General features: G+C 27.7%; 22 protein-coding genes. 6 read left to right on the top strand and 16 right to left on the bottom strand.

Annotated elements, in window-relative coordinates; translation table 11 throughout:
- Positions 1-7: 7 nt before the first annotated feature.
- The 4 genes from lepB to BLP75_RS12365 form a co-directional block, all read right to left on the bottom strand.
- Positions 8-541, bottom strand: a complete 534-nt coding sequence (gene lepB / locus BLP75_RS12380; RefSeq protein ID WP_092726516.1) for a signal peptidase I — start codon at positions 539-541, stop codon at positions 8-10.
- A 61-nt stretch (positions 542-602) separates the two neighbouring features.
- Positions 603-1403 (bottom strand): hypothetical protein, encoded by an 801-nt coding sequence (locus tag BLP75_RS12375; RefSeq protein WP_092726515.1) that lies wholly within the window; start codon positions 1401-1403, stop codon positions 603-605.
- 194 nt (positions 1404-1597) lie between these two features.
- A complete protein-coding gene (locus BLP75_RS12370; RefSeq protein ID WP_092726512.1) occupies positions 1598-2896 on the bottom strand; it encodes an RsmF rRNA methyltransferase first C-terminal domain-containing protein in 1299 nt (432 codons plus the stop codon).
- A complete protein-coding gene (locus BLP75_RS12365) occupies positions 2893-3618 on the bottom strand; it encodes a PrsW family intramembrane metalloprotease (RefSeq protein WP_092726510.1) in 726 nt (241 codons plus the stop codon). The genes BLP75_RS12370 and BLP75_RS12365 overlap by 4 nt, the downstream gene beginning before the upstream one ends.
- A gap of 123 nt (positions 3619-3741) precedes the next feature.
- On the opposite strand from BLP75_RS12365, the gene sleC reads away from it, so the two are divergent.
- Positions 3742-5013 (top strand): spore cortex-lytic germination protein SleC, encoded by a 1272-nt coding sequence (gene sleC / locus BLP75_RS12360; protein ID WP_092726508.1) that lies wholly within the window; start codon positions 3742-3744, stop codon positions 5011-5013.
- Positions 5014-5048: 35 nt separating this feature from the next.
- Here sleC and BLP75_RS12355 read toward each other — a convergent pair whose 3' ends face one another.
- A complete protein-coding gene (locus BLP75_RS12355; protein ID WP_092726507.1) occupies positions 5049-6419 on the bottom strand; it encodes a PdaC/SigV domain-containing protein in 1371 nt (456 codons plus the stop codon).
- Between the two features lie 453 nt (positions 6420-6872).
- On the opposite strand from BLP75_RS12355, the gene BLP75_RS12350 reads away from it, so the two are divergent.
- From BLP75_RS12350 to BLP75_RS12340, 3 genes are read left to right on the top strand one after another with little or no spacing between them, the layout of a single operon-like run.
- Positions 6873-7718, top strand: coding sequence for a DUF3100 domain-containing protein (locus BLP75_RS12350; protein ID WP_170139197.1), 846 nt, complete (start codon positions 6873-6875; stop codon positions 7716-7718).
- Positions 7719-7740: 22 nt separating this feature from the next.
- A complete protein-coding gene (locus tag BLP75_RS12345; RefSeq protein WP_092726504.1) occupies positions 7741-8211 on the top strand; it encodes a hypothetical protein in 471 nt (156 codons plus the stop codon).
- A gap of 56 nt (positions 8212-8267) precedes the next feature.
- Entirely contained in the window at positions 8268-9581 is a 1314-nt protein-coding gene (locus BLP75_RS12340) for a M20 family metallopeptidase (RefSeq protein ID WP_092726502.1), read from the top strand.
- An 83-nt stretch (positions 9582-9664) separates the two neighbouring features.
- On the opposite strand, the gene BLP75_RS12335 is transcribed toward BLP75_RS12340, so the two are convergent.
- The 4 genes from BLP75_RS12335 to BLP75_RS12320 all read right to left on the bottom strand — a co-directional run bounded on the left by BLP75_RS12335 (position 9665) and on the right by BLP75_RS12320 (position 13628).
- Positions 9665-10951 carry a transcriptional regulator gene (locus tag BLP75_RS12335; RefSeq protein WP_092726501.1) on the bottom strand — a complete coding sequence of 429 codons (1287 nt, stop codon included), beginning with the start codon at positions 10949-10951 and terminating at the stop codon, positions 9665-9667.
- A gap of 239 nt (positions 10952-11190) precedes the next feature.
- A complete protein-coding gene (rlmD, locus tag BLP75_RS12330; protein ID WP_092726500.1) occupies positions 11191-12549 on the bottom strand; it encodes a 23S rRNA (uracil(1939)-C(5))-methyltransferase RlmD in 1359 nt (452 codons plus the stop codon).
- A 27-nt stretch (positions 12550-12576) separates the two neighbouring features.
- Complete coding sequence (locus BLP75_RS12325; protein ID WP_092726498.1) at positions 12577-13299, bottom strand: pseudouridine synthase; 723 nt, start codon at positions 13297-13299, stop codon at positions 12577-12579.
- Positions 13299-13628, bottom strand: a complete 330-nt coding sequence (locus BLP75_RS12320) for a DUF1904 domain-containing protein (protein WP_092726496.1) — start codon at positions 13626-13628, stop codon at positions 13299-13301. Before BLP75_RS12320 ends, BLP75_RS12325 begins: the two co-directional genes overlap by 1 nt.
- A gap of 295 nt (positions 13629-13923) precedes the next feature.
- Here BLP75_RS12320 and fba point away from each other — a divergent pair, with 295 nt between their 5' ends.
- Complete coding sequence (gene fba / locus BLP75_RS12315; RefSeq protein WP_092726494.1) at positions 13924-14787, top strand: class II fructose-1,6-bisphosphate aldolase; 864 nt, start codon at positions 13924-13926, stop codon at positions 14785-14787.
- A 113-nt stretch (positions 14788-14900) separates the two neighbouring features.
- Here fba and BLP75_RS12310 read toward each other — a convergent pair whose 3' ends face one another.
- The 7 genes from BLP75_RS12310 to BLP75_RS12280 all read right to left on the bottom strand — a co-directional run bounded on the left by BLP75_RS12310 (position 14901) and on the right by BLP75_RS12280 (position 20373).
- Complete coding sequence (locus tag BLP75_RS12310; RefSeq protein ID WP_092726492.1) at positions 14901-15386, bottom strand: hypothetical protein; 486 nt, start codon at positions 15384-15386, stop codon at positions 14901-14903.
- A gap of 29 nt (positions 15387-15415) precedes the next feature.
- Positions 15416-15976, bottom strand: a complete 561-nt coding sequence (locus tag BLP75_RS12305; protein WP_092726490.1) for a 5' nucleotidase, NT5C type — start codon at positions 15974-15976, stop codon at positions 15416-15418.
- Between the two features lie 155 nt (positions 15977-16131).
- Entirely contained in the window at positions 16132-16980 is an 849-nt protein-coding gene (locus BLP75_RS12300) for a hypothetical protein (RefSeq protein ID WP_092726489.1), read from the bottom strand.
- 96 nt (positions 16981-17076) lie between these two features.
- A complete protein-coding gene (locus BLP75_RS12295; protein WP_092726488.1) occupies positions 17077-17769 on the bottom strand; it encodes a metallophosphoesterase in 693 nt (230 codons plus the stop codon).
- Between the two features lie 96 nt (positions 17770-17865).
- Positions 17866-18666, bottom strand: coding sequence for a GTP pyrophosphokinase (locus BLP75_RS12290; RefSeq protein ID WP_092726487.1), 801 nt, complete (start codon positions 18664-18666; stop codon positions 17866-17868).
- Between the two features lie 50 nt (positions 18667-18716).
- On the bottom strand, positions 18717-19631 hold the full coding sequence (locus BLP75_RS12285) for an MBL fold metallo-hydrolase (RefSeq protein ID WP_092726486.1): 915 nt from the start codon (positions 19629-19631) through the stop codon (positions 18717-18719).
- 13 nt (positions 19632-19644) lie between these two features.
- Positions 19645-20373: a YkgJ family cysteine cluster protein gene (locus tag BLP75_RS12280; RefSeq protein ID WP_092726485.1), complete on the bottom strand. Its 729-nt coding sequence runs from the start codon at positions 20371-20373 to the stop codon at positions 19645-19647.
- Between the two features lie 86 nt (positions 20374-20459).
- On the opposite strand from BLP75_RS12280, the gene BLP75_RS12275 reads away from it, so the two are divergent.
- On the top strand, positions 20460-20711 hold the full coding sequence (locus BLP75_RS12275; protein WP_092726484.1) for a hypothetical protein: 252 nt from the start codon (positions 20460-20462) through the stop codon (positions 20709-20711).
- The last annotated feature ends 181 nt before the right edge of the window (positions 20712-20892 follow it).

The raw sequence follows: 20892 nt of genomic DNA, 5'->3' as shown, positions 1-20892 counted from the left end.
AATACCTCTAATCAATAGTTCCTATATGGTTAAATGGGAATAATCTTATCATAACTTTTCCCATTATGTCTTTCTCATTAACTAAACCTACATCTTCATATCTACTATCTAAACTTTTTTCTCTGTTATCTCCCATAGCAAATAATTTGTCTTTAGGTATAACCATGTCTATATTTCCATCAGTGTAGTTATTGTGAATATACGGCTCATTTACTAGATTATCATTAACATAAACCTTTGAATCTTCTATTTTAATATGATCACCTTCAACAGCAATAACTCTTTTTACTAAATCTTTAGGATTTCCATCTTCTTGTAATAACTCTGTACTAAATACTATTATATCTCCTTGCTTTGGCTCACCTATTTTGTATGCCATCCTATTAATTATTAAATAGTCATTTTCCTCTAATGTAGGATACATTGATTCCCCTCTTACTAATGTGGGTTTAACAAATTGAGTTATTATAAAGGCAAACACAAGAGCTGTAATAATTATCTTCATCCACTCTATCGCTTCTTTCTTTATTTTTTCATTCATCCACACCATCTCCTCTAAAACTAAGCTCACTATATCTAATGGTTACTATAGCTCCCTATATCTAATGGTTACTATAGCTCCCTATCATGTGTATAGCCATTTCATTGATATTATCATACTTATTCATCTTTATGCCCAAATCTAAAAGTTCACATGCTTTTACTAAATCTTGTACAACCTCCATTGGGTTTCCATAAATTTCTTCAATATCTTCACTACTAACACCTTTAAATCCATGACCAACTGGACTTTCATTTCTAAGCTTAATTAAATTTTCAAGTCTTTCTCCATTTAGTATCTCTAATACTTTATCCATTCTTTTAGTTTTTTTCACATGTCTATTAGTATATTGAGTAACTCCATGGATTAAATTTCCATTATATATATTATACTTCTTTTTCAAAGTATATAGTATATTTTTCTTAGACAACATATACCCATGCATCGACACTTTATAAGCTTTAGATTCTTTGGTACTTACAAAAATATACTTAAATAAAGCTTCTTTCAATCTATACAATCTGCCTAAAAAATCTATATATTCTTCATTTACAATTTGAATTTTTATATTTTCTATTAATTCAGATAGTATGTCTTCTGGTTCTCCCTTTATTAAGTTATCTAAATTACTCATTAATTTTTGAACTTCTCTTCTACTTTGCATCTCTTCACTCATATTTTTTATACTTGATAATGCTTTTTTGAAATCAAAGTTTACGGCATATTTAGATGACTCCATTAATAAATATAAATCTCCTTCTATGATTCCTGCTTCATCTAATATATCTAGTACTGCATCATAATCATATCTTTGCAAAAACTTAGATATGACATACTCCTGACTTTTATCTAATGAGCCCATTATATACCTCCTCTATTGTAACTATAATAAATCGCTAAAACTTCCTTTCTTTATTATTAAACTAGATTATATCTAAATATACATTTTCCTCAACTTTATATCTCTCAATTCTAAATTTATTTAATATAAATATTTTCTTCTGTTCTAAAAAAAATGTATAAAAAAATAGCTATCTTAAAAAGATAGCTATTTTTTTAGTATGTTATTCTTAATCCCTTAGGATAATGATTCTTTAAAACTCCATTAGATTCTTTTCCCCAACCTAAAGGAACTCCTTCTACAGATACTAAAACCCACCCTCTGCTTTTTCCTGTATTTATAATGTTTCCTCTTAAATATTCTAAAACTTGATTATTATCTATTTTTAAATTTTCAACGTATTTTGCATCATCTGTATTTAAATAATGAGCAAGTGCGTGAGATGGTTCAAATCTATTTTTCTTTAATGTGCCTAAATGTAATCCGTATCTTAAAACTTTAAGTTTTTTTGTATCAGGAGATTCTTGTGGTATTAAATATAAATTTTCACCTCTGATATCAAACTTATTTTCCATAGATACATTTAAAAATTTATTTTCAAAATCTTTGTAGTCTTTAATTTCTTTATCTAGCTTCTTTATCTTAATTTGCTTAGTACTACAATCTTCATCTTCTAGTTTTTGGATTTTAGCTACAAAGTGACCTTCTCCTTCTACTTTGTGTGGCCATAGTCTTTCTGTTTCTATTAATTTAGCATTAGGATACTCTTCAATAAATTCATTTATTACTGTCTCATTTTCCTCTGTAGCAAATGTACATGTTGAATAAACCAATACTCCTCCATTTGCCAACATATCATATCCATCTCTAATTATTTCTCTTTGTATAGATTGACATTCAAGAACCTTTGCATAACTCCAGTCTTTAATTGCTATTTCATCTTTTCTAAACATGCCTTGTCCAGAACAAGGAGCATCTATTACTATTTTATCAAAATAGCCTGTAAAAACTTTTCTTAAATTATTAGAATCGGTATTAGTTATTATGCAATTTTTAGCACCAAATCTTTCTAAATTTTCACCTAAAGCTCTAATTCTAGTAGGATTTATTTCATTTGAAACTAAAAGTCCTGTATCATTTAATTTTGAAAGTATATATGTAGATTTTCCACCTGGAGCTGCACACATATCTAATACTTTATCACCTTCATTTATTTCTAATTTAGGTACAACGCTCATTGCTGATGGTTCTTGTAAATAATATGCACCAGCTTCATGTAATGCATTTTTTCCAGGTCGATCTATTGTTTCATCATAATAAAACCCTTCATTCGCCCAAGGAATTTGTTTTAATTTAAATAGGTCTAATTTTAATAATTCTTCTTTACTCATTTTTAGAGTATTAACCCTTAAACCTGTAGTCTTAGATTTTTTATAACTATTTATAAAATCCTCATACTCATCTTTAAGTATTTCCTTCATATCATCTAAAAATTTTTGAGGTAATGTGTTCAATTCTTTTCTTTCCTTTCCCTATGCTTTTTCCTTCTAAAAAATCTTTTTTTAGAGTTCTTTGTATAATTGTCTAATTTATCTAAATTTATTTTCCATAAAAATACGATATAAGCTATAAACAATATAATAGACCATCTATATTCTATCATCAATATAAAATCAAAAACTCCATGTAATAATATTGGAAATAGTAATGAAAATGATAAATATTTTCTTTTTTTATTTTTACTTCCGCTATATTTATATTTAGAAATATAATATCCCATAGTTATTGCAAACATCATATGTGCAGGTATTGATATTACAGCTCTAATCATTCCTAATTGAATTGCTGTACTTGAATCTTCACACATTAAATAAACAATATTCTCAATAGTAGCAAATCCTAATGATAAAAATATAGAATAAATTATTCCATCTAATTTTTCATTAAAATGCTTCTCTCTTAATAAGTTCGGTGTTAATGCTATCCATTTTACACCTTCCTCAACGACTCCAGCAACTATGAAGGATATATATATATAATTTAAATACCCTGTAAAGACATTAAATTTTAATAATATAAATTCTAACATTATAGCTATAATACTTATAAAAACACCTAATACAAAAAATTTTCCTAATACCATTACCGGCTCTTTGTCATATTTATCTTTTAAATATATCCATAGTATAACTCCTATTGTTGGAGCTATAGCTAATGCTAATAGTTCAAATTTCATTTAAACACATCCCTTATTTTTATTTTCATATATATTATTTCCAATTCCCTTAACAAAATAAGAACTATCTTCATACTATAATATACAGGATATTATCAATGTCTCTAAAGAAAGGGTGATTATATGCAAGATGGTTTTCTAACGGTAAGTGTTTTAGATAATCTTACTAATAGACCTATTGAAGGTGCTACTGTAAATATCTACTCAAATCCAGAATCAGGAGAGCGTTCATCCATTGTCTATCAAAATTTAACAACAGATTCATCTGGTCAAGTCACTGGTCTAAAATTAGATGCTCCGGACATTATTTTTTCTCAACAACCTTCTGATGTAAGACCATATAGTCAATATACAGTTGAAGTACAGATAGATGGATATGAGACAGTACTCGTTGACGGAACTCAAGTTTTTCCAACTGTAGAATCTAGACAGAATGTTCCTCTTCTATCTAAAGAAAGATGTAGAAGTTCTTACTCTAGACAAAATGAAGAAGTTTATAATATAGGAGATAATACTCTATACGGAACTTATCCTCCTAAAATACCAGAAAGCGATTTAAAGCCATTACCACCACCAACAGGATTTGTAGTTTTAGATAATCCAGTGGTACCTGAATTTGTAGTGGTTCATGATGGCCTTCCTGAAAACACTTCAGCCAAAAACTATTGGATTCCATTTAAAGAGTATATTAAAAATGTTGCATCTTCTGAAATTTATTCAACTTGGCCTGAACAAACTATTTATTCTAATGTAATAGCCATTGTTTCATTTACTTTAAACAGAGTATTTACTGAATGGTATCGAAACAAAGGATATAATTTTACAATAACATCTACTACAGCTTATGATCATAAATTTATATATAATAGAAATCTATTTGATACTATAAATGTTGTTGTTGATGACATATTTAATACTTTTATAAAACGACCTCCGACATCTAGACAGCCACTACTTGCTCAATATTGTGATGGTAAAAAATCTCAATGCCCTAATCAAATGACTCAATGGGGTAGTAAGGATTTAGGAGATCAAGGAAAAGATTTTGAAGCTATACTTAGATATTTTTATGGAGACGAAATAGTTTTTGAAAAAGCTCCTGTTGTTAGTGGTGTTCCAGTGTCATTCCCTGGTGAAACTCTTCAAGTTGGTTCTAGTGGAAAATATGTTAAAACTATACAAAATCAACTAAATGCAATAGCTAAATCTTATCCAGCTATACCTAAAGTTAAAGAAGACGGTATTTATGGAGAATCTACAGCTGAATCAGTAAAAACATTCCAAAGAATTTTCGGATTACCTCAATCGGGGGTTGTTGATTTTAAAACTTGGTACGAAATATCTAGAGTATATGTTGCTGTTACCAAAATAGCGTCTCTAAATCCAACTATATAGCAAATGCACCCTATAAATATTTATAGGGTGTATTTTTATTTAAATATATTAACATATTGTTCTTTTAATATATGATTTATAACACTTGAATTTATAAAAAATTCAGGCTGACCCGCTGCATAAGGTGCTATTTCATATAGATCAAAATAAATAACTATATTATCATCTTGTATATAAAATTTATTATCTGGCTTTATGCCTTCAAATTGATATACATCTTTAAATTCTTTATCATTTTTTATAATACTTTCTATTTGCTTCCTAATTTCTGAATCAATTACATTTTTATACTCAGAGTTTTGTTTAAATAAGTCATTTAATTTTAATAATTTTCCATTTATCATATCTAAATTATATGGAACATCTTCGTAATAACCATGAGCTCCACCGCTATACTTATAATATCTAACAATTATACTAAGTACATTATCACTATTTTTCTTCACTTCATAATTTACATTTGCTACAAATTTTTCATCTTTATTTGGTATTTTACCTAAATATTCTTTTGCTTCTTGTTGAGATTGATTATAAAAATTCATTATATCATTTCTTATTTTATCATTTATATACTTTTCTATATCCTTATTAGAAGTTATGATTATAGGTATATTTATTATACTGTTTATATAATCTGTATTTTTCGTAAGTGTTTGTGTATCTACATTAGCAACGATTCTATTTGTTCCCACTGTCCTTATCTTATTTTTAAATATTTCAACAGGTACTTTAAATTCATATATTGCATTAGTTTTACTAGATCGGTAAGGATTAAAGTATATTACTATACCTCCATCAGATATTATATAATTTGTATTTTTATTTATCTTTATTTTACTCTTATCTACATTTAGATTATGCTTTTTAATATAATCATAAATATATTTACTCAAAACCTCTTGATAATCTTTATTATCTTTTAAGAAATGGTCTAGATATATTCTTTGCCCAGTTTTTAAATCAAATATATAACTTTCCTTTTCTAATATAAAATCTTTTTTTCCAACATTAGTATTTTTATAAATAATAACATTTAATAAGTTTCCATCTTCAAATGCCACACCATAGTTTATCGATACATCTATATTTTCTTTAGATTTTTTTAATTCCATATTTTGTCTTTGTATATTTATAAATTCATTTATATTTTTTCTTATATAAGAATTTATATATCTTTGAACTTCTTCATCTTGACAGTGAATCTCTGGCATTTTTATACTTATAGATAATTTTCTGTCATCTATCTTTATCTTTTCCTCTGTTATTTTTACTGTCCTCAGCCCTTGAGATATATTTGCTTGAATTATATCTTTAATTTTTAAATTATTACTTGAACTTATTGATATTATTAAAAATGCTAAAACTACTGTAAATATAATATAACCTATATTTTTTTTGTTTTTCATAGTCAGTTCCTCCAAAATATAATTCAATTATTATTCTTAGGAAAAGTAGTTTTTTTATTCTCAATAAAATATTTTTAATTATAAAAAATTAACTTCGCTAATTTCTCTAATTACTTAATACATTACTTAAAACATCATTTAAGTAACTATGTAAAAGCTATTATTTACTTACTATAAGTTTTAAAAATAATTCTACATTTATTACCCTGAAAAACATTTTTTAAACATATTTTTATTTTTTAATTGACTTTGGTTTTGAAATCGTTTATCCTTGCATTAAGGACATATTAATGACATGTCAAATATTAAGTCAAATTGTGATAAAACATAAGACAATATTGATTTCTTATTTTACATATCTATATTTTTTAAAGTTTAGGTAAACGAATTCCTTTTAAGAACTTATAGCACTATTACCTAAATTTATTAACTTTTACATTTTAGGAGGATATGATGGAAAATAACAAAAATCTTATCAAATTAATGATTACAGCTTTTGCTATAGTCATAGGCTGTGAACTAATTGGTGAATTTACAATTAATATAGGTCCCGTTGCCTTAGTTTTATTCCCAATGTTATATGCAGTTATTATCGGAATTATAATTACACCTGATTTACTAGGTAAGAAAATTAAAGCTTTAAAAGAAATTATAGGTGAAAAAGAAATTAATATTGCTGGTGATATAGTTGGTATTGCACTAGTTTTATTAGGTATAAAATATGGTTCTACGGTTGGGCCTAACCTTGCAAAAATAATACAAGCAGGACCTGCTTTCTTAGCTCAAGAATTCGGTCATATTTTAGCTCCAATAGTAGCTTTACCATTAGCGTTATTATTCGGGTTTAAAAGAGAAGCAATTGGTTCTTGTTCTAGTATAAGTCGTGAAACTTCTTTAGGTGTTATATCTGAAAAATATGGAATAAACTCTCCTGAAGGTAGTGGTGTGCTTGGAACTTACTTAATGGGAACTGTTATAGGAACTATATACTTCTCTATACTAGGTTCAGTTTCAATATACACAGGCCTTCACCCATATGCTTTAGGTATGGCAACAGGTGTTGGTAGTGGAAGTATGATGACAGCAGCATCTGCAGCACTTACAAAAGTTCCAGAAATAGCATCTGACCCTGTAATGGTTGATACTATACTTTCTTATGGGGCTACAAGTAACATGATGTCTAGCTTAACTGGATTAATATTCTTAGTATTTATTACATTACCATTCACTAACAAACTATACGCTGTATTAGAGCCAAAGCTAGGTAGAAATAAAACTTCAAATAGAAAATCTGCATAATTAGAGAGAGGTGCATTTTATAATGTTTAATAATATAAATTTAAAAAGATCAGGTTATCAATTATTAGTTATGTTAATGGTAGGAGCAATGATTCTTGCTGGGCAATTTATAAGTAAAGGGGTTTCTATATTTACAGCACTTCCTGGTATGTTAATAATGATAGCAGCTGCTATGGTAGCTATGATGTTAAAAGATTTATTCCCAAAATCAATTTTCCCTGCATTTGGATTTGCTACTATAATAGGTTTGCTTCTAAGTATTCCTGGAAATCCAATATCAGATGTATTTAATGAACAAGTTGCTAATATAAACTTTATGGCAATAACTACTCCATTATTAGCATTTGCAGGTATATCTGTTGGTAACAAAATAGAAGAGTTAAAAGCAATGTCATGGAAAATAGTTGTTATATCTTTAATAGTTTTTACAACAATATTCTTTGCTTGTGCTTCTATCGGACATATAGTATTAAAAATTCAAGGTGTTATATAATACTTTGAATTAATCGTAATCTAAATATTAATAAATCATAATTTGGAGGAATTATTATGAATAAACAGCAATTAAAGGATTTAATAATAAAAACAATAGATGAAAATAGAGATAAAATAATAGAAATAGGTCATGGAATATATCAAACTCCAGAATACGGATATAAAGAATATAAAACTACTGAAGCTGTTGCAAATTTTCTAAGTGATGAATTAGGACTAGAAGTAGAGAAAAACATAGCTGTTACAGGTTGTAAATCTACTGTAAACGATAGCAAAGAAGGACCTCATATATCTATATTAGGTGAATTGGACGGAATTTCTTGTAAAGAGCATAAAGATGCTAACGATATTGGCGCATCTCATACTTGTGGTCATAATATACAAATTGCAGGTATGTTAGGTGCTGCACTTGGATTAGTTAAAAGTGGTGTATTAAATTCTTTAGATGGTAAAGTTACATTTATGGCTACTCCTGCTGAGGAATTTATAGAATTAGAATATAGACAACAATTAAAAAATAAAGGTGAGATAACTTACTTTGGTGGAAAGCAAGAACTTGTAAAAAGAGGTTATTTTGATGATATAGATATATCTATGATGTTCCACTCTTTAGATATGGGAGAAAATAAAGCATTAGTAGGTCCTGAGAGTAATGGATTTATAGGTAAAAAAGTTCAATTTATAGGTAAAGAGTCTCATGCAGGATCTGCTCCACATGAAGGCATAAATGCTTTAAATGCTGCTATGTTAGCAATAAATAATGTAAATGCCTTAAGAGAAACTTTCAAAGAATCTGAAAGAGTTAGATTCCATCCAATCTTAACTAAAGCTGGTGATATAGTTAATGTTGTTCCTGCTGATGTTCAAATGGAATCTTATGTAAGAGCTAGAACTATAGATGGAATGATAGATGCTAGTGAAAGAATAAATAGAGCATTAATAGCTGGTGGTACTGCTATAGGTGCAGAAGTTGTATTAACTGAAATACCAGGATATTTACCAATTTTACGTTATAAAGATATGGATAAATTATTTAGCGATAACCTAGTTAATTTAGGTATAGAAAGTAATAAAATAGTTGATGGTGGAGATTTTACAGGTTCATTTGACTTCGGTGATATATCTCACTTAATGCCAACACTTCACCCAATGATAGGTGGTGTAAAAGGAGCTCTTCATACTAGAGAGTATGAAATAATTGATGAAGAGTTAGCTTATATAGTACCCGCTAAATCAATGGCTATGACTGTAGTAGATTTATTATTTGATGGTGGTAAAGAAGCTAAAAATATCTTAAATGATTTTACTCCAGTTATGACTAAAGAACAATATCTAGATTTCTTAGCTAAGTATGACAGAACAATATAGTTGAATCCCCTTCAACTTATTTGACTTTCAATATATGATTAGATAAAAAATAGGAACTTTACATAAAGTTCCTATTTTGCTTTTTAAAATAATATTTCTATTAAATTTTTAGGTCTTCCTCCACCTTTGCTAGTCTCTTTTGCACAAACTCTAGCTAAATCAGCTTCAACTAATTTATTTAAAATACGTCTAGAACTTCTATCACTTATACCTAAATAATCTGCTAGTTCCTTTGTATCATATACTTTACTTTGTCTTATTTCACTAATAGCCATTATTTTTACTATGGACTCACAGCTTAATCCCGTTTTACTGGATATATCTATTATATATTCTTCTGATGCTATTAATGAGTATGCTAACTCATTATCAGATCCTAGTGGACCCTTTATAGTTTCATTTTCGTCAATTGAGAATATTTCAAAATCATTTGAGTCTAAGCATCTCTTTAAAGCTTTATAACCATTAGCTTCTGCTTGATAAGCAGTTACTCCAATTCCTATTCCAACTCCTAAAGAAAATCCCCTTGATTTTATATCATTTTGTAATTTAAATAATTTATTATAATTTATTTCATTATTAATTGCTCCTCTATGAGCAAATATTATATATTCATCTCTACCAAAATTGAATAATGATCCCTGAATACTTTTTACATATTCAACGATTACCTTATCAACTTCTGATTTTTTTATCATATTAGAGTAATAATTTTCTTTACTACCTTTATAATCTACCAAATGCAATATTTCTACTGCTATTTGTGAGCTTTGTGCTTTATTTAAAGCATAGCTAGTTTTTACATTTTCATAACACACTTTTATAAGAGGCCTCGTAGCTTCAAGCCTAAATACAGGGTATCCTTGTTTTTTAAGTTCATTATATACCCCTGCAAAGCCTGTAAACATAACATCAATCTTATTTTCTTTGTATAACTTAATATGCCATTTAGCATACTCCATTTCATCTATTTGGTTAGAAAAAGGTTTCGAAAATACTTCTTTAGAATTTATATCTATTTCTTTTAATATATCCTCTAAAATTTCATTTTCTACAACATCTATACTAAATTTTTCTAAACTCATATTTGCATTTCTTACTTGTAAGAATGCCTTCGTTATACTTGTACCACCTCTGGATACAAATGAATTTGGTTTTTTAATTTCATGTTTTGCTTTTACTGCTTCTGATACTCCACATCCTGTAAAGATTATTGCATCGCATTCTTCTTCACAAACATCTATAACTTCTAAAGCTTGAACAGCTTTTTCTCTTATATACAATTTAACTTCTATTTCTTTATCTATTTCATTTAAATATTGTTTTATTTTGTGACTCGAGTCACTTGGTCCTACAACTCCTAATTTCATTAATATCCTCCGATAATAATTGATATGTGATTAAACATATTATTATATTAATCCTTCTTTATTATTTTAACATATATATTTTTGTTATTTCAAAGTATCTAATTTTATACATAAAAAATTCGCTTCGCTTAAGCCACTGTGTAGGCGCTACACTTCATGTCGCCAACGACTTCGTCCGTTGCATAAAAAAAGCTATAGGAAAAAACCTATAGCTTTATGATATGATTATTTTAATTTTATTATCTAACTTTAGTTAATTTAACTACTGTTTCAGTATGAGGTGTATTAGGGAACATATCCATACACTTAACTTTATCAACCTCATATCCGTAATTTCTAAATTCAACTAGATCAAGAACTAATGTCTTAGGATTACAAGATATATAAATTATTTCCTTAGATCCAAACTTAGATATATCTCTTACTGCATCCTTGTGTATACCTGGTCTTGGTGGATCAACTATTATTAAATCTGGTTTATGCTTTAAATTCTTAACAGTTTTAGCAACATCTCCTGCTATAAATTCACAATTAGTTAAACCGTTTAATTTAGCATTTTGATTTGCAGCTACTACAGCTTCTTCTATTATTTCTATACCATAAACCTTTTTAGCAGCTCCTGCCATAACTTGACCTATAGTACCAGTTCCACTATATAAGTCAAATACTACCTTATCTTCATGGTCTCCAACAAACTCTCTAGCTATAGTATATAACTTTTCTGCACCTTTAGTATTTGTTTGGAAGAACGAGAATGGAGATATTTTAAATTTAAGACCTAATATTTCTTCTTGTATATAATCTCTTCCATGTAAGACTCTTAATTCATCACAATTAACAGCATCCGCAAGTCCATCATTTATAGTGTGTAATATACTAACTATTTCTGACTCTGTCTCAAGATTTAATAACATGTTTTTGTATTCTGTCATATCAAAATCAACTTGAGAAGATGTAACTATATTTACCATAAGTTCTTTAGTATTAACACCTTTTCTAACTACAAGGTGTCTTAAATACCCCTTATGATTTATTCCCCTATAATAAGGAAGTTGTTTTTCATTGAAGTATTCTACTGTTGAAGTTAATACTTTTATAAAGTCTTGGTCTACTAATACACATCCGTCAACTGTTACTATATCTATATGTCTTCCTTTTTTATGCATACCTAATGTTAATGGTCCATCTTTCATTTCATCTCCAAAAGTATATTCCATTTTATTTCTATATAATGTAGTTTCAGGACTTCCTTCTATTCCCATAAATTCAAATCCAAATAAATCTTGCTTTAAGAATAAATCCATAACTTGTTTTTCTTTTATTTCAAGCTGAGTTTCATAAGGAATAGATAATATGCTACATCCTCCACATTGATTAAAATGAGGGCAAGTTTCTTCTGTTTCCATTGGTGATTTTTCTAATAGTTCTACCATTTTAACATCAGCTTTTCCGCTTCTAGTTCTTTTCACTGCTGCTTTTATTTTTTGGCCAGTTATTCCACCTTTCATATGTATTTCTCTGTTTCCTAACATACTTACAGATGTTCCACCGAACTCCATTTTATCTACTTCAAATTCTATAATGTCTTTTTTCTTCACTAATTTTACCTCCGTTAGCATTTATATCTATCTTTCTTCAATTAATTTGATTTCTTCTTCCGTTAACTCTCTATATTCTCCTAAAGCTAGGTTTTCATCTAACTTTAATTTGCCCATAGAAAGTCTTTTTAAGTATACTACTTTTTTATCTACGCTCTCAAACATTCTTTTTACTTGGTGAAATTTACCTTCATGTATAGTAAGCTCTATCTCTGATATTTCATCACTTTTTAATATTTTCAACTGTGATGGCATAGTTTCGTATCCATCATCAAGAGTTACTCCTTTCTCAAATGCAACTATATCTTCGTCAGTTACAACACCTTCTATTTTTGCATAATACGTTTTAGGTACATGTTTTTTAGGAGATAAAACTCTATGAGAAAGTTGTCCATCATTAGTTAAAACTAATAATCCTTCTGTATCTTTATCTAGTCTTCCTACTGGAAATGGTTCAAATACTAAATATGAAGGATCTATTAAGTCTAGTACTATTGGATCATGTCTATCAAAGGTAGCTGATATATATCCATCTGGCTTATTTAACATTATGTACACAAATTCTCTATAATTAACTTTCTCGCCATCAAATATTATTTCATCATTTTCTGGATCTACTTGAAGTCCTGGATTATTTACAACTTTTCCATTTACACTTATTATTCCATACTTACAGTATTTTTTTATTTCAGCTCTACTACCGCATCCTATATTTGAAAGAACCTTATCTATACGTAATTTTTTAGCCATTAAAAATGTTCTCCATTCTCATAGTATTTTTCTTTTTCAAATACTGTAAATGCTAAGTCCATGCTTTCTACATTTAAATTTTTTCTTATGTTATCAGTTATTATTTTTGCAACTACATCTTGAACTTCTTGTCCTCTATCAAACCATGCTACTTCTACAAATGGATATACATCTGATATTTTACCATCTCGTATAGCAACTGATTTTATACATTCAATTTCAAAATAATCTCTAGGACATTTAACCGCTTCTACTAACTCATCTATCATTTTTTCGCTTATTTTACATATATCATTTTCATTTATTCCTCTTACTTTTATCTGTGGCATGATAACCTTCCTTTCTGTTTACTCAAATTTTAATTGTAAGTATTAATTTTATAAATTTATTTATAATAAATTTAAACTATATTTTTACATTAAAATTTAAAATTTAATTAGATAACATCTGATTTTCCTCAAGTATTTTCAAATTTATACTTATTTATAGATATTATTATACTTTTAATTTAATGTTATTACAATTTACTATGTACTTTTTTTAAAGAAACGTTATAATATTAAGTGATGGGTAAATTTTAAATTTGATGATTTTTTAACAAATTAATTATATGGAGGTTGCATTATGTTAGTTTCAGCTAAAGAAATGTTAAATAAAGCGAGAGAAGGAAAATATGCAGTAGGTCAATTCAACATCAATAACTTAGAATGGACAAAGGCGGTTTTATTAACTGCTCAGGAAAACAATTCTCCAGTTATCTTAGGTGTATCTGAAGGTGCTGGTAAGTACATGGGTGGTTACAAAACTATAGTTGGTATGGTTAACGGACTTTTAGAAGAATTAAACATAACTGTTCCAGTAGCTCTACACTTAGATCACGGTAGTTATGATGGAGCTTTAAAAGTAATAGAAGCAGGATTCTCTTCTGTTATGTTTGATGGATCTCACTACGCTATAGAAGAAAATATAGCTAAAACTAAAGAAATAGTTGAAATAGCTCATGCTAAGGGAATATCTGTAGAAGCAGAAGTTGGTTCTATAGGTGGAGAAGAAGATGGTGTTGTTGGAACTGGTGAAGTTGCAGATCCAGCTGAGTGTAAGTTAATAGCAGATTTAGGTGTTGATATGTTAGCTGCTGGTATAGGTAACATACATGGTCAATATCCAGAAAACTGGGCAGGATTAAGCTTCGATGCTTTAGAAGCTATAAACAACACTACAGGAACTATGCCATTAGTATTACACGGAGGAACTGGTATACCTGCTGATATGATACAAAAAGCTATATCTTTAGGTGTTTCTAAAATAAACGTTAATACTGAGTGCCAATTAGCTTTCGCTGCTGCAACTCGTGGATACGTAGAAGCTGGTAAAGACTTACAAGGTAAAGGATTTGACCCTCGTAAACTTTTAGCTCCAGGATTTGAAGCTATAAAAGCTACAGTTAAAGAAAAAATGGAATTATTCGGTTCTGTAAATAAAGCTTAATTTGTAAATCGATCATAAGAATGTAATTCTATATAAATTTAAAATTTATATTTAAATGATAAAAAGAGAGTGTCTTTAATTTATTAAAGATACTCTCTTTATTTTAATTTATATTAACTATAAAATTTCGAAGCTCCTACTAGTTGTCTCTTCCCTACTAGTTTAGCTAAATTAGTAAGAGATGCAATTTTAATTTCTTTAAAGCTTACTAAAAATACAAATTTAAAATCTGTAAATGTTTCATCTATATTATATACATCAAAGAAGCATCTTACATTATCAAATGAGTACTTATCTTGTATCTCCTCTTCAATCTCATCTGTAGCATCTTTTAGATATGCTCTTATATCCTCAAACAATACATTGAAGTAAGATTCATCTATTTCTTCTCCTAGCTCTTCAAGGACTTCTTCTAATTCAGCCATTTCAAATATATCTCCTGATAACTGACAGTCAAAAGCCATTATATTTTCTTGATTAATGCTATTAGAAATATCTTGTATATACTCAAAATCTGGACGCAATCCTATAATATCCTTTACTTCTTGACTGTTAACTTGGATACTACCTTTTTTATTTTGTATACTTAACTCTACCACAAGATCACCTCCCCCAAATTAAATGATACTTAACTATATGACTCTATAATCTCATTTATATCATTCCAATTTTCAACTCTAGTTATGTTTTCATGTTCAACAGATTTATTGTAATTAGTATCTATTAATAATACTGTCATTCCTTCATTAGCTAATTGTAATGCATTAGCAGGATTATCTTCTATGAAGATATTACACTCTAATTCTTTAGCTTTACTTATTTTATTATCACTTCCTAATAAGTACACATCTATTGATGAAAATCCTTTGTCATTTAGCCAATTTGTTGTAACTTCTGTTAAAGATTCATTTCTAGCCGTTACAAAGTACAGATTATGCTTAGTATATAAATTAGCTATTATCTCTTTAGCTCCTTCTACAACTTCAGCTTCACCGTAAGAGTGCATATAGGTAGTATGGAATTCATGTAATATTGTATCCATATCAACCCCGTATAGTTCTTGCCAATCATAAGTATAGCATCCATCAGCTGTTATTTCCTTATTATATAGTTCATTTAAATAAGGAATAAAGTGATATGGATTTGTTATTGTTCCATCTATATCAATACATATATTTAGTTTATTCATATTGTCCTCCCTAATTACCTATTGAACTTTCTAATCGAAAATTATATCATATGTTAAATTATAAATCAAAGCTCGTACTTTAATTATATGTATATAATACCAAAAAGCTTACCTAAAAAGGCAAGCTTTATAATAATTTACATAAACTTAATTTTTTATTCTTCTATTTTTTTGTTTAAATCTGATATTCTATCTTTAAAGCTTGCTATTTGATTATCTGATAGCTTTAAGTATTCTGTTATTTTACCTACGTATTTTGGATTTTTAGTATCTACGAGTTTCACAGAATATTCCATAGCTTTTTCTCTCAATTCATATGCTTTCTTTACATCATTTTTAGCGTTTTCTAATACTGTTGTATACTCTTGTTTAGATAGTACTGGTACATCAAGTTTTTCATATGTTTTAATAACTTCATTACATTGTTTTTGAGCATACTTTAAATCTTCTTTTATATTAGATAGATTTTTTATATTTTCTGAAATATTTTTAGTATAAGGCATACAATCTCTCATCGGCATAAGAGCAATTGTTTCTATATCATAAATTTGTTTTTTAAAATTAAATATAATGTCTTTATCTGTCTTTTCTTTTGATTGTATTTCTTCTATTGGCTTCATTTCTTGACTTTGCTTTTCTTTATTATCTTCGTTTAATTGTGACTGTTCCTTTTTAATGTCTTTATTATTTTCTTTTGCTTGATCTTCTTTTATACTAGCAACATCTTTATCTTTATTCTGATTTGAATATTCTTCATTTACATTTTTATCAAAATTAGAAGCGTATCTATCATCATATTTGCCATCATTTAAATAGTTTTGATAATACATAGCTTCTTTTATTTTATTCAGGCCACTCATGTAAATATTGGTTGTGACTATGCTTGTTACTAATACTACGTAAATACTACTATATATGCAAGATCTTTTGAAATTGCTATAATTCCTAAATAATATTACTAAGGGAATAAGGTATAAAAATAAGAACACTAATACCCATCTCATTTATAAACATCTCCTTCTTTTGTATATTGAAACAAAAATCCCCCAATATACCTATTTTAACCATTTAGTTTATAGTATTTACAATTTTTTGTTTTATTAATCTAAAATTTTAATTAATTTAAAATCAGTATAATCACAAGATGCTAGTATGTACTCTACTCCATTTTTATCACCTTTAAGTCCCATTTTAAATGATTCTTTACCATGTAGGTGACCGTATATTACTTTCTCTACATTATATTCCTCAAAAAGCTTAGTAAATATAGAATCCTCTAATTTATCATTAGTAGGAGGATAGTGAGTAATCACTATTAATTTTTTATATCCTTTTTTACGAGCAGCTTCAAGAGATAATCTAAGTCTATTTTCTTCTCGTTTATATATTTTCAAGTCATTTTCATCAAACTTAACATCATTTGGACACATCCATCCTCTACCACCACATATAGCATAATCTCCATATTCGTAGAAATTAGTTTGTAAAAAATTCATGTTTTCATATAACTTATTTAGACCTGTAACAGTAGTCCACCAATAATCATGATTTCCTTTAATAAACACTTTGTTTCCTGGTAAGTTATTTATTATGTCTAAATCTGATTTTGCTTCATTTAAGTTTATACCCCAAGAAGTATCTCCTAGGACTAATACTAAGTCGTCTTCCTTTACACTATTTTTCCAACTATCTATTATTTTCTGCTCATGCCCAGCCCAATTTTCACCAAATACATCCATCGGTTTATCTACTGATGTTGAAAAGTGCAAATCTCCTATTGCATATAAACTCATATCTATTTTCCTTTCTGATTATATCTTTATTTCTATATTATTTCCTAATTATTTATAATTTAAAAAAGAAAGTTATCCAATAATATGGATAACTACTTAATCACTTTTATTGTTACTATTATATTTTTCTAATAGATAATCTATTTCTTTTTTAAGATGTAGTATTTCTGCTATATCTCTTTCGGTATCTATTTTATCTAATCTTCTTTGATATACAAGAGCTTTATGGGTATCACCTAAGTTGTATAACTCTTGAATCTTATTTAAGACATCTCTCACTGTAATAGATTTAACTTGGCACATTACTTGAGCCTTCATTATATCTTCTCTTATTTCACTCATTTCTTGGTCTAATAAGAATGCAGCATCTGCAGCACGTCTTAATCTTATTGCTAGATTTTCTGGTATATAGTGCTCATACTTATACTTTAAAGAGTGTTCTATTGTTGCCCAGAAATTCATAGCTAAAGTTCTTATTTGTATTTCACACAATATCTCTTTTGAACCTGCTATAGAGTTTATAGGATACTTTATTATTACATGGTAACTTCTATATCCACTATCTTTAAAATTTTCTATATAGTCTTTAGTGTAAACTACAGTCATATCGCTTCTACTTTGAATTAGCTCTACTATAGTATATATATCTTCAACAAACTGGCACATTATTCTTATACCAGCTATATCTTCCATTTCACCTTCTATATCTTCAAGGTTAAGTCTATTAGCCTTTGAGATTATAGATGCAATTTTTTTAGTTCTACCTGTAACAAATTCTATTGGAGAATATTCTCCCTTTGTTAAGAATTCTTTTCTTATATTTTTAAACTTTACTTTTAACTCTTCAACAGCATGGTCATAAGGAGCTAATACTTCATCCCATCTTTCGTATTCCATCTCACTCACCCCTTGTTCTATTTTTGCAGCTATATCTATTTTATCATAATTTATTTTCTTTTGGTATAATAATACAATTCTCCATTATCTAATGTATAATCTATTTTTTCTAACTCTGCCAAATAACTAATTACAGAAATTAATGAAGATCTAAAGAAATGATATTCCTTGTAATTGTTCTTTAAATCATTCTTTAATATTATATTTTTTAATAAGTTATCTATACCCATGGGTACTTTTAACTCTTCTAATATTTGATTTATATACTTATTTATTGAATTTATATGCTCATTTATTAGTTCTTCGCTATCATTTCTCGATATTATTGTTTTACCATGTCCTAAAACCAAATAATCATATTCTATATATCTTAATTTATTTAAAGAATCTAAATAAGCTTGCGTATCAGACATAAATAAAAAATCAAATTTAGAAAACATATCTGAATCTATTAATAAATCACCTACAAAAAGTACATTATCAGGCGTCAATATACCTATACATCCAGGTGTATGTCCACTAAAATCTATTATATTAAAATTTACTCCATTTATAGATAATATTCCTTCTTTAACAACTTTATTAATTTCAATTTTTTCTGAAGATCCTTTACGCTTTAATCTACTCTCCATAAACAGATTATTTTTTCCACCAAGTATATAGCTCGAAAACAGTTCTTGATTTTCTATAAATGCTTTTGAATACTCTGATGACATTATTTCTAAAGCTTTATAATGACTTTTAAACTGGTTACAAGAAGCATAATGATCATTATGTTCATGAGTATTAATTATCGCCCTTAAATCAGTATTTTGTGAATTTAATATATTTATTATTTTTTTAGGCCTTAAACCGCCTAAACCCGGATCTATAATTAAAGCACTATTATCTTTAAAAATATATACTCCTGTATTCGTACCTCCTTTTATATAAAAGGTACTTCCATTTACTTTAGTTAACTCCATCTAATCACCCATTTTATAATAATATCTTTTTTAATCTATTTATAGCTGTTTGTCTTACACTTTCATCTTTTGAAACTCTTATTTTTATATTGTAAGCAGTATCTTCATTTAACATTGAGTCTATAAAATACTCTACAACGCCTCTATCCTTAAACTCTATATCTATTATTCCCTTAGAGTAAATATTAGAGTCAAGTATCATCAATTCATCCGCAAAACTTAATCTTGTTGACTTATCCATATGTCCATTTTGTGGTACAAAATCCTCACAATATTTTATTTTATAATTCACTACTTCATCATTTATGTCAAACCCGTATTTAGATTTTATTACTTTATTATATTCTATATTCCTTTGAGTTACATTTTCTAAATTTTTATTATAATCATCTTTCTTCCAATGACCAAATAATCTACAGTTTAAAGGTCTTACTTCATATATAAGGCATCTATTATTTTCATCTTTAAAAGGGCATGCACTTTTTTGAACAAATTCTAAAAAATAATAATCTAAAACTTTACTTAAACATTTCTTTCTTAATTTATCATTACTCTTTAAGTGCTCAAATATATTTATAAACTCTATTAAATTTATCCCTACAGATTCCATACAACAATTACCACATCCTGTACAGTTTCCACTTGGTAAAGTAGCATAAATGCTATTTAGTCTATCAAACAGTCTATTTTTTTTACAATAATCTATACAATTTAAAATATCATTCTTTTTTATACTAGTCATTATTATTACTCCTTGTTATAATTATTAAGTTAATACAAACAATTATTATAACACATTTTTTAAGACTTATTATAGGAGGCAATTTTATGAATAGATATACTAAGATAATAAATATGATGGATAGTTACTTCACTAAGGATTACGAAAAAACTAAGAAAAACATAACAAAGGTAAGAGAAGTAAGAGAAGAAACAGTTAGAAAATTTTTCTTACAAGGTGATTGTGAAGTTTTAGTAGTATTCGAAGATACTGGAAGAGAAATACTTATAGATGATTTCTCTCCTGAAGATGAAATAAGAAAATACCTAGGGCCTAAATTTATACCTAAAAAAAGATAATAAGATGGATGCATATGCATCCATTTTTTACGTTTAAGGATATTATGATACATCAAAAACTGTAGATAACCTATAGAGTATAGTAATATCAATATCTTTGTGAAAGTAAAAAATGACATTTTTGAGCAACGGACGAAGTCGTTGGCGACAGGAGCGAAGCGACTTTTTTATTTTTGATTTT

The sequence above is a fragment of the Romboutsia lituseburensis DSM 797 genome (assembly GCF_900103615.1).
Lineage (GTDB): Bacteria > Bacillota > Clostridia > Peptostreptococcales > Peptostreptococcaceae > Romboutsia_F > Romboutsia_F lituseburensis.
This window is presented reverse-complemented; position numbering and strand designations above follow the sequence as displayed.

Bases quoted from the DNA above. Each gene is read 5' to 3' on its own strand.
- BLP75_RS12300 (WP_092726489.1), bottom strand. From the start codon at position 16,980: ATGAGATGGGTATTAGTGTTCTTATTTTTATACCTTATTCCCTTAGTA.
- BLP75_RS12340 (WP_092726502.1), top strand. From the start codon at position 8,268: ATGAATAAACAGCAATTAAAGGATTTAATAATAAAAACAATAGATGAA.
- BLP75_RS12365 (WP_092726510.1), bottom strand. From the start codon at position 3,618: ATGAAATTTGAACTATTAGCATTAGCTATAGCTCCAACAATAGGAGTT.
- BLP75_RS12335 (WP_092726501.1), bottom strand. From the start codon at position 10,951: ATGAAATTAGGAGTTGTAGGACCAAGTGACTCGAGTCACAAAATAAAA.
- fba (WP_092726494.1), top strand. From the start codon at position 13,924: ATGTTAGTTTCAGCTAAAGAAATGTTAAATAAAGCGAGAGAAGGAAAA.
- BLP75_RS12355 (WP_092726507.1), bottom strand. From the start codon at position 6,419: ATGAAAAACAAAAAAAATATAGGTTATATTATATTTACAGTAGTTTTA.
- lepB (WP_092726516.1), bottom strand. From the start codon at position 541: ATGAATGAAAAAATAAAGAAAGAAGCGATAGAGTGGATGAAGATAATT.
- BLP75_RS12325 (WP_092726498.1), bottom strand. From the start codon at position 13,299: ATGGCTAAAAAATTACGTATAGATAAGGTTCTTTCAAATATAGGATGC.
- BLP75_RS12290 (WP_092726487.1), bottom strand. From the start codon at position 18,666: ATGGAATACGAAAGATGGGATGAAGTATTAGCTCCTTATGACCATGCT.
- BLP75_RS12320 (WP_092726496.1), bottom strand. From the start codon at position 13,628: ATGCCACAGATAAAAGTAAGAGGAATAAATGAAAATGATATATGTAAA.
- BLP75_RS12275 (WP_092726484.1), top strand. From the start codon at position 20,460: ATGAATAGATATACTAAGATAATAAATATGATGGATAGTTACTTCACT.
- BLP75_RS12375 (WP_092726515.1), bottom strand. From the start codon at position 1,403: ATGGGCTCATTAGATAAAAGTCAGGAGTATGTCATATCTAAGTTTTTG.
- BLP75_RS12285 (WP_092726486.1), bottom strand. From the start codon at position 19,631: ATGGAGTTAACTAAAGTAAATGGAAGTACCTTTTATATAAAAGGAGGT.
- sleC (WP_092726508.1), top strand. From the start codon at position 3,742: ATGCAAGATGGTTTTCTAACGGTAAGTGTTTTAGATAATCTTACTAAT.
- BLP75_RS12345 (WP_092726504.1), top strand. From the start codon at position 7,741: ATGTTTAATAATATAAATTTAAAAAGATCAGGTTATCAATTATTAGTT.
- BLP75_RS12280 (WP_092726485.1), bottom strand. From the start codon at position 20,373: ATGACTAGTATAAAAAAGAATGATATTTTAAATTGTATAGATTATTGT.
- BLP75_RS12295 (WP_092726488.1), bottom strand. From the start codon at position 17,769: ATGAGTTTATATGCAATAGGAGATTTGCACTTTTCAACATCAGTAGAT.
- BLP75_RS12305 (WP_092726490.1), bottom strand. From the start codon at position 15,976: ATGAATAAACTAAATATATGTATTGATATAGATGGAACAATAACAAAT.
- BLP75_RS12350 (WP_170139197.1), top strand. From the start codon at position 6,873: ATGGAAAATAACAAAAATCTTATCAAATTAATGATTACAGCTTTTGCT.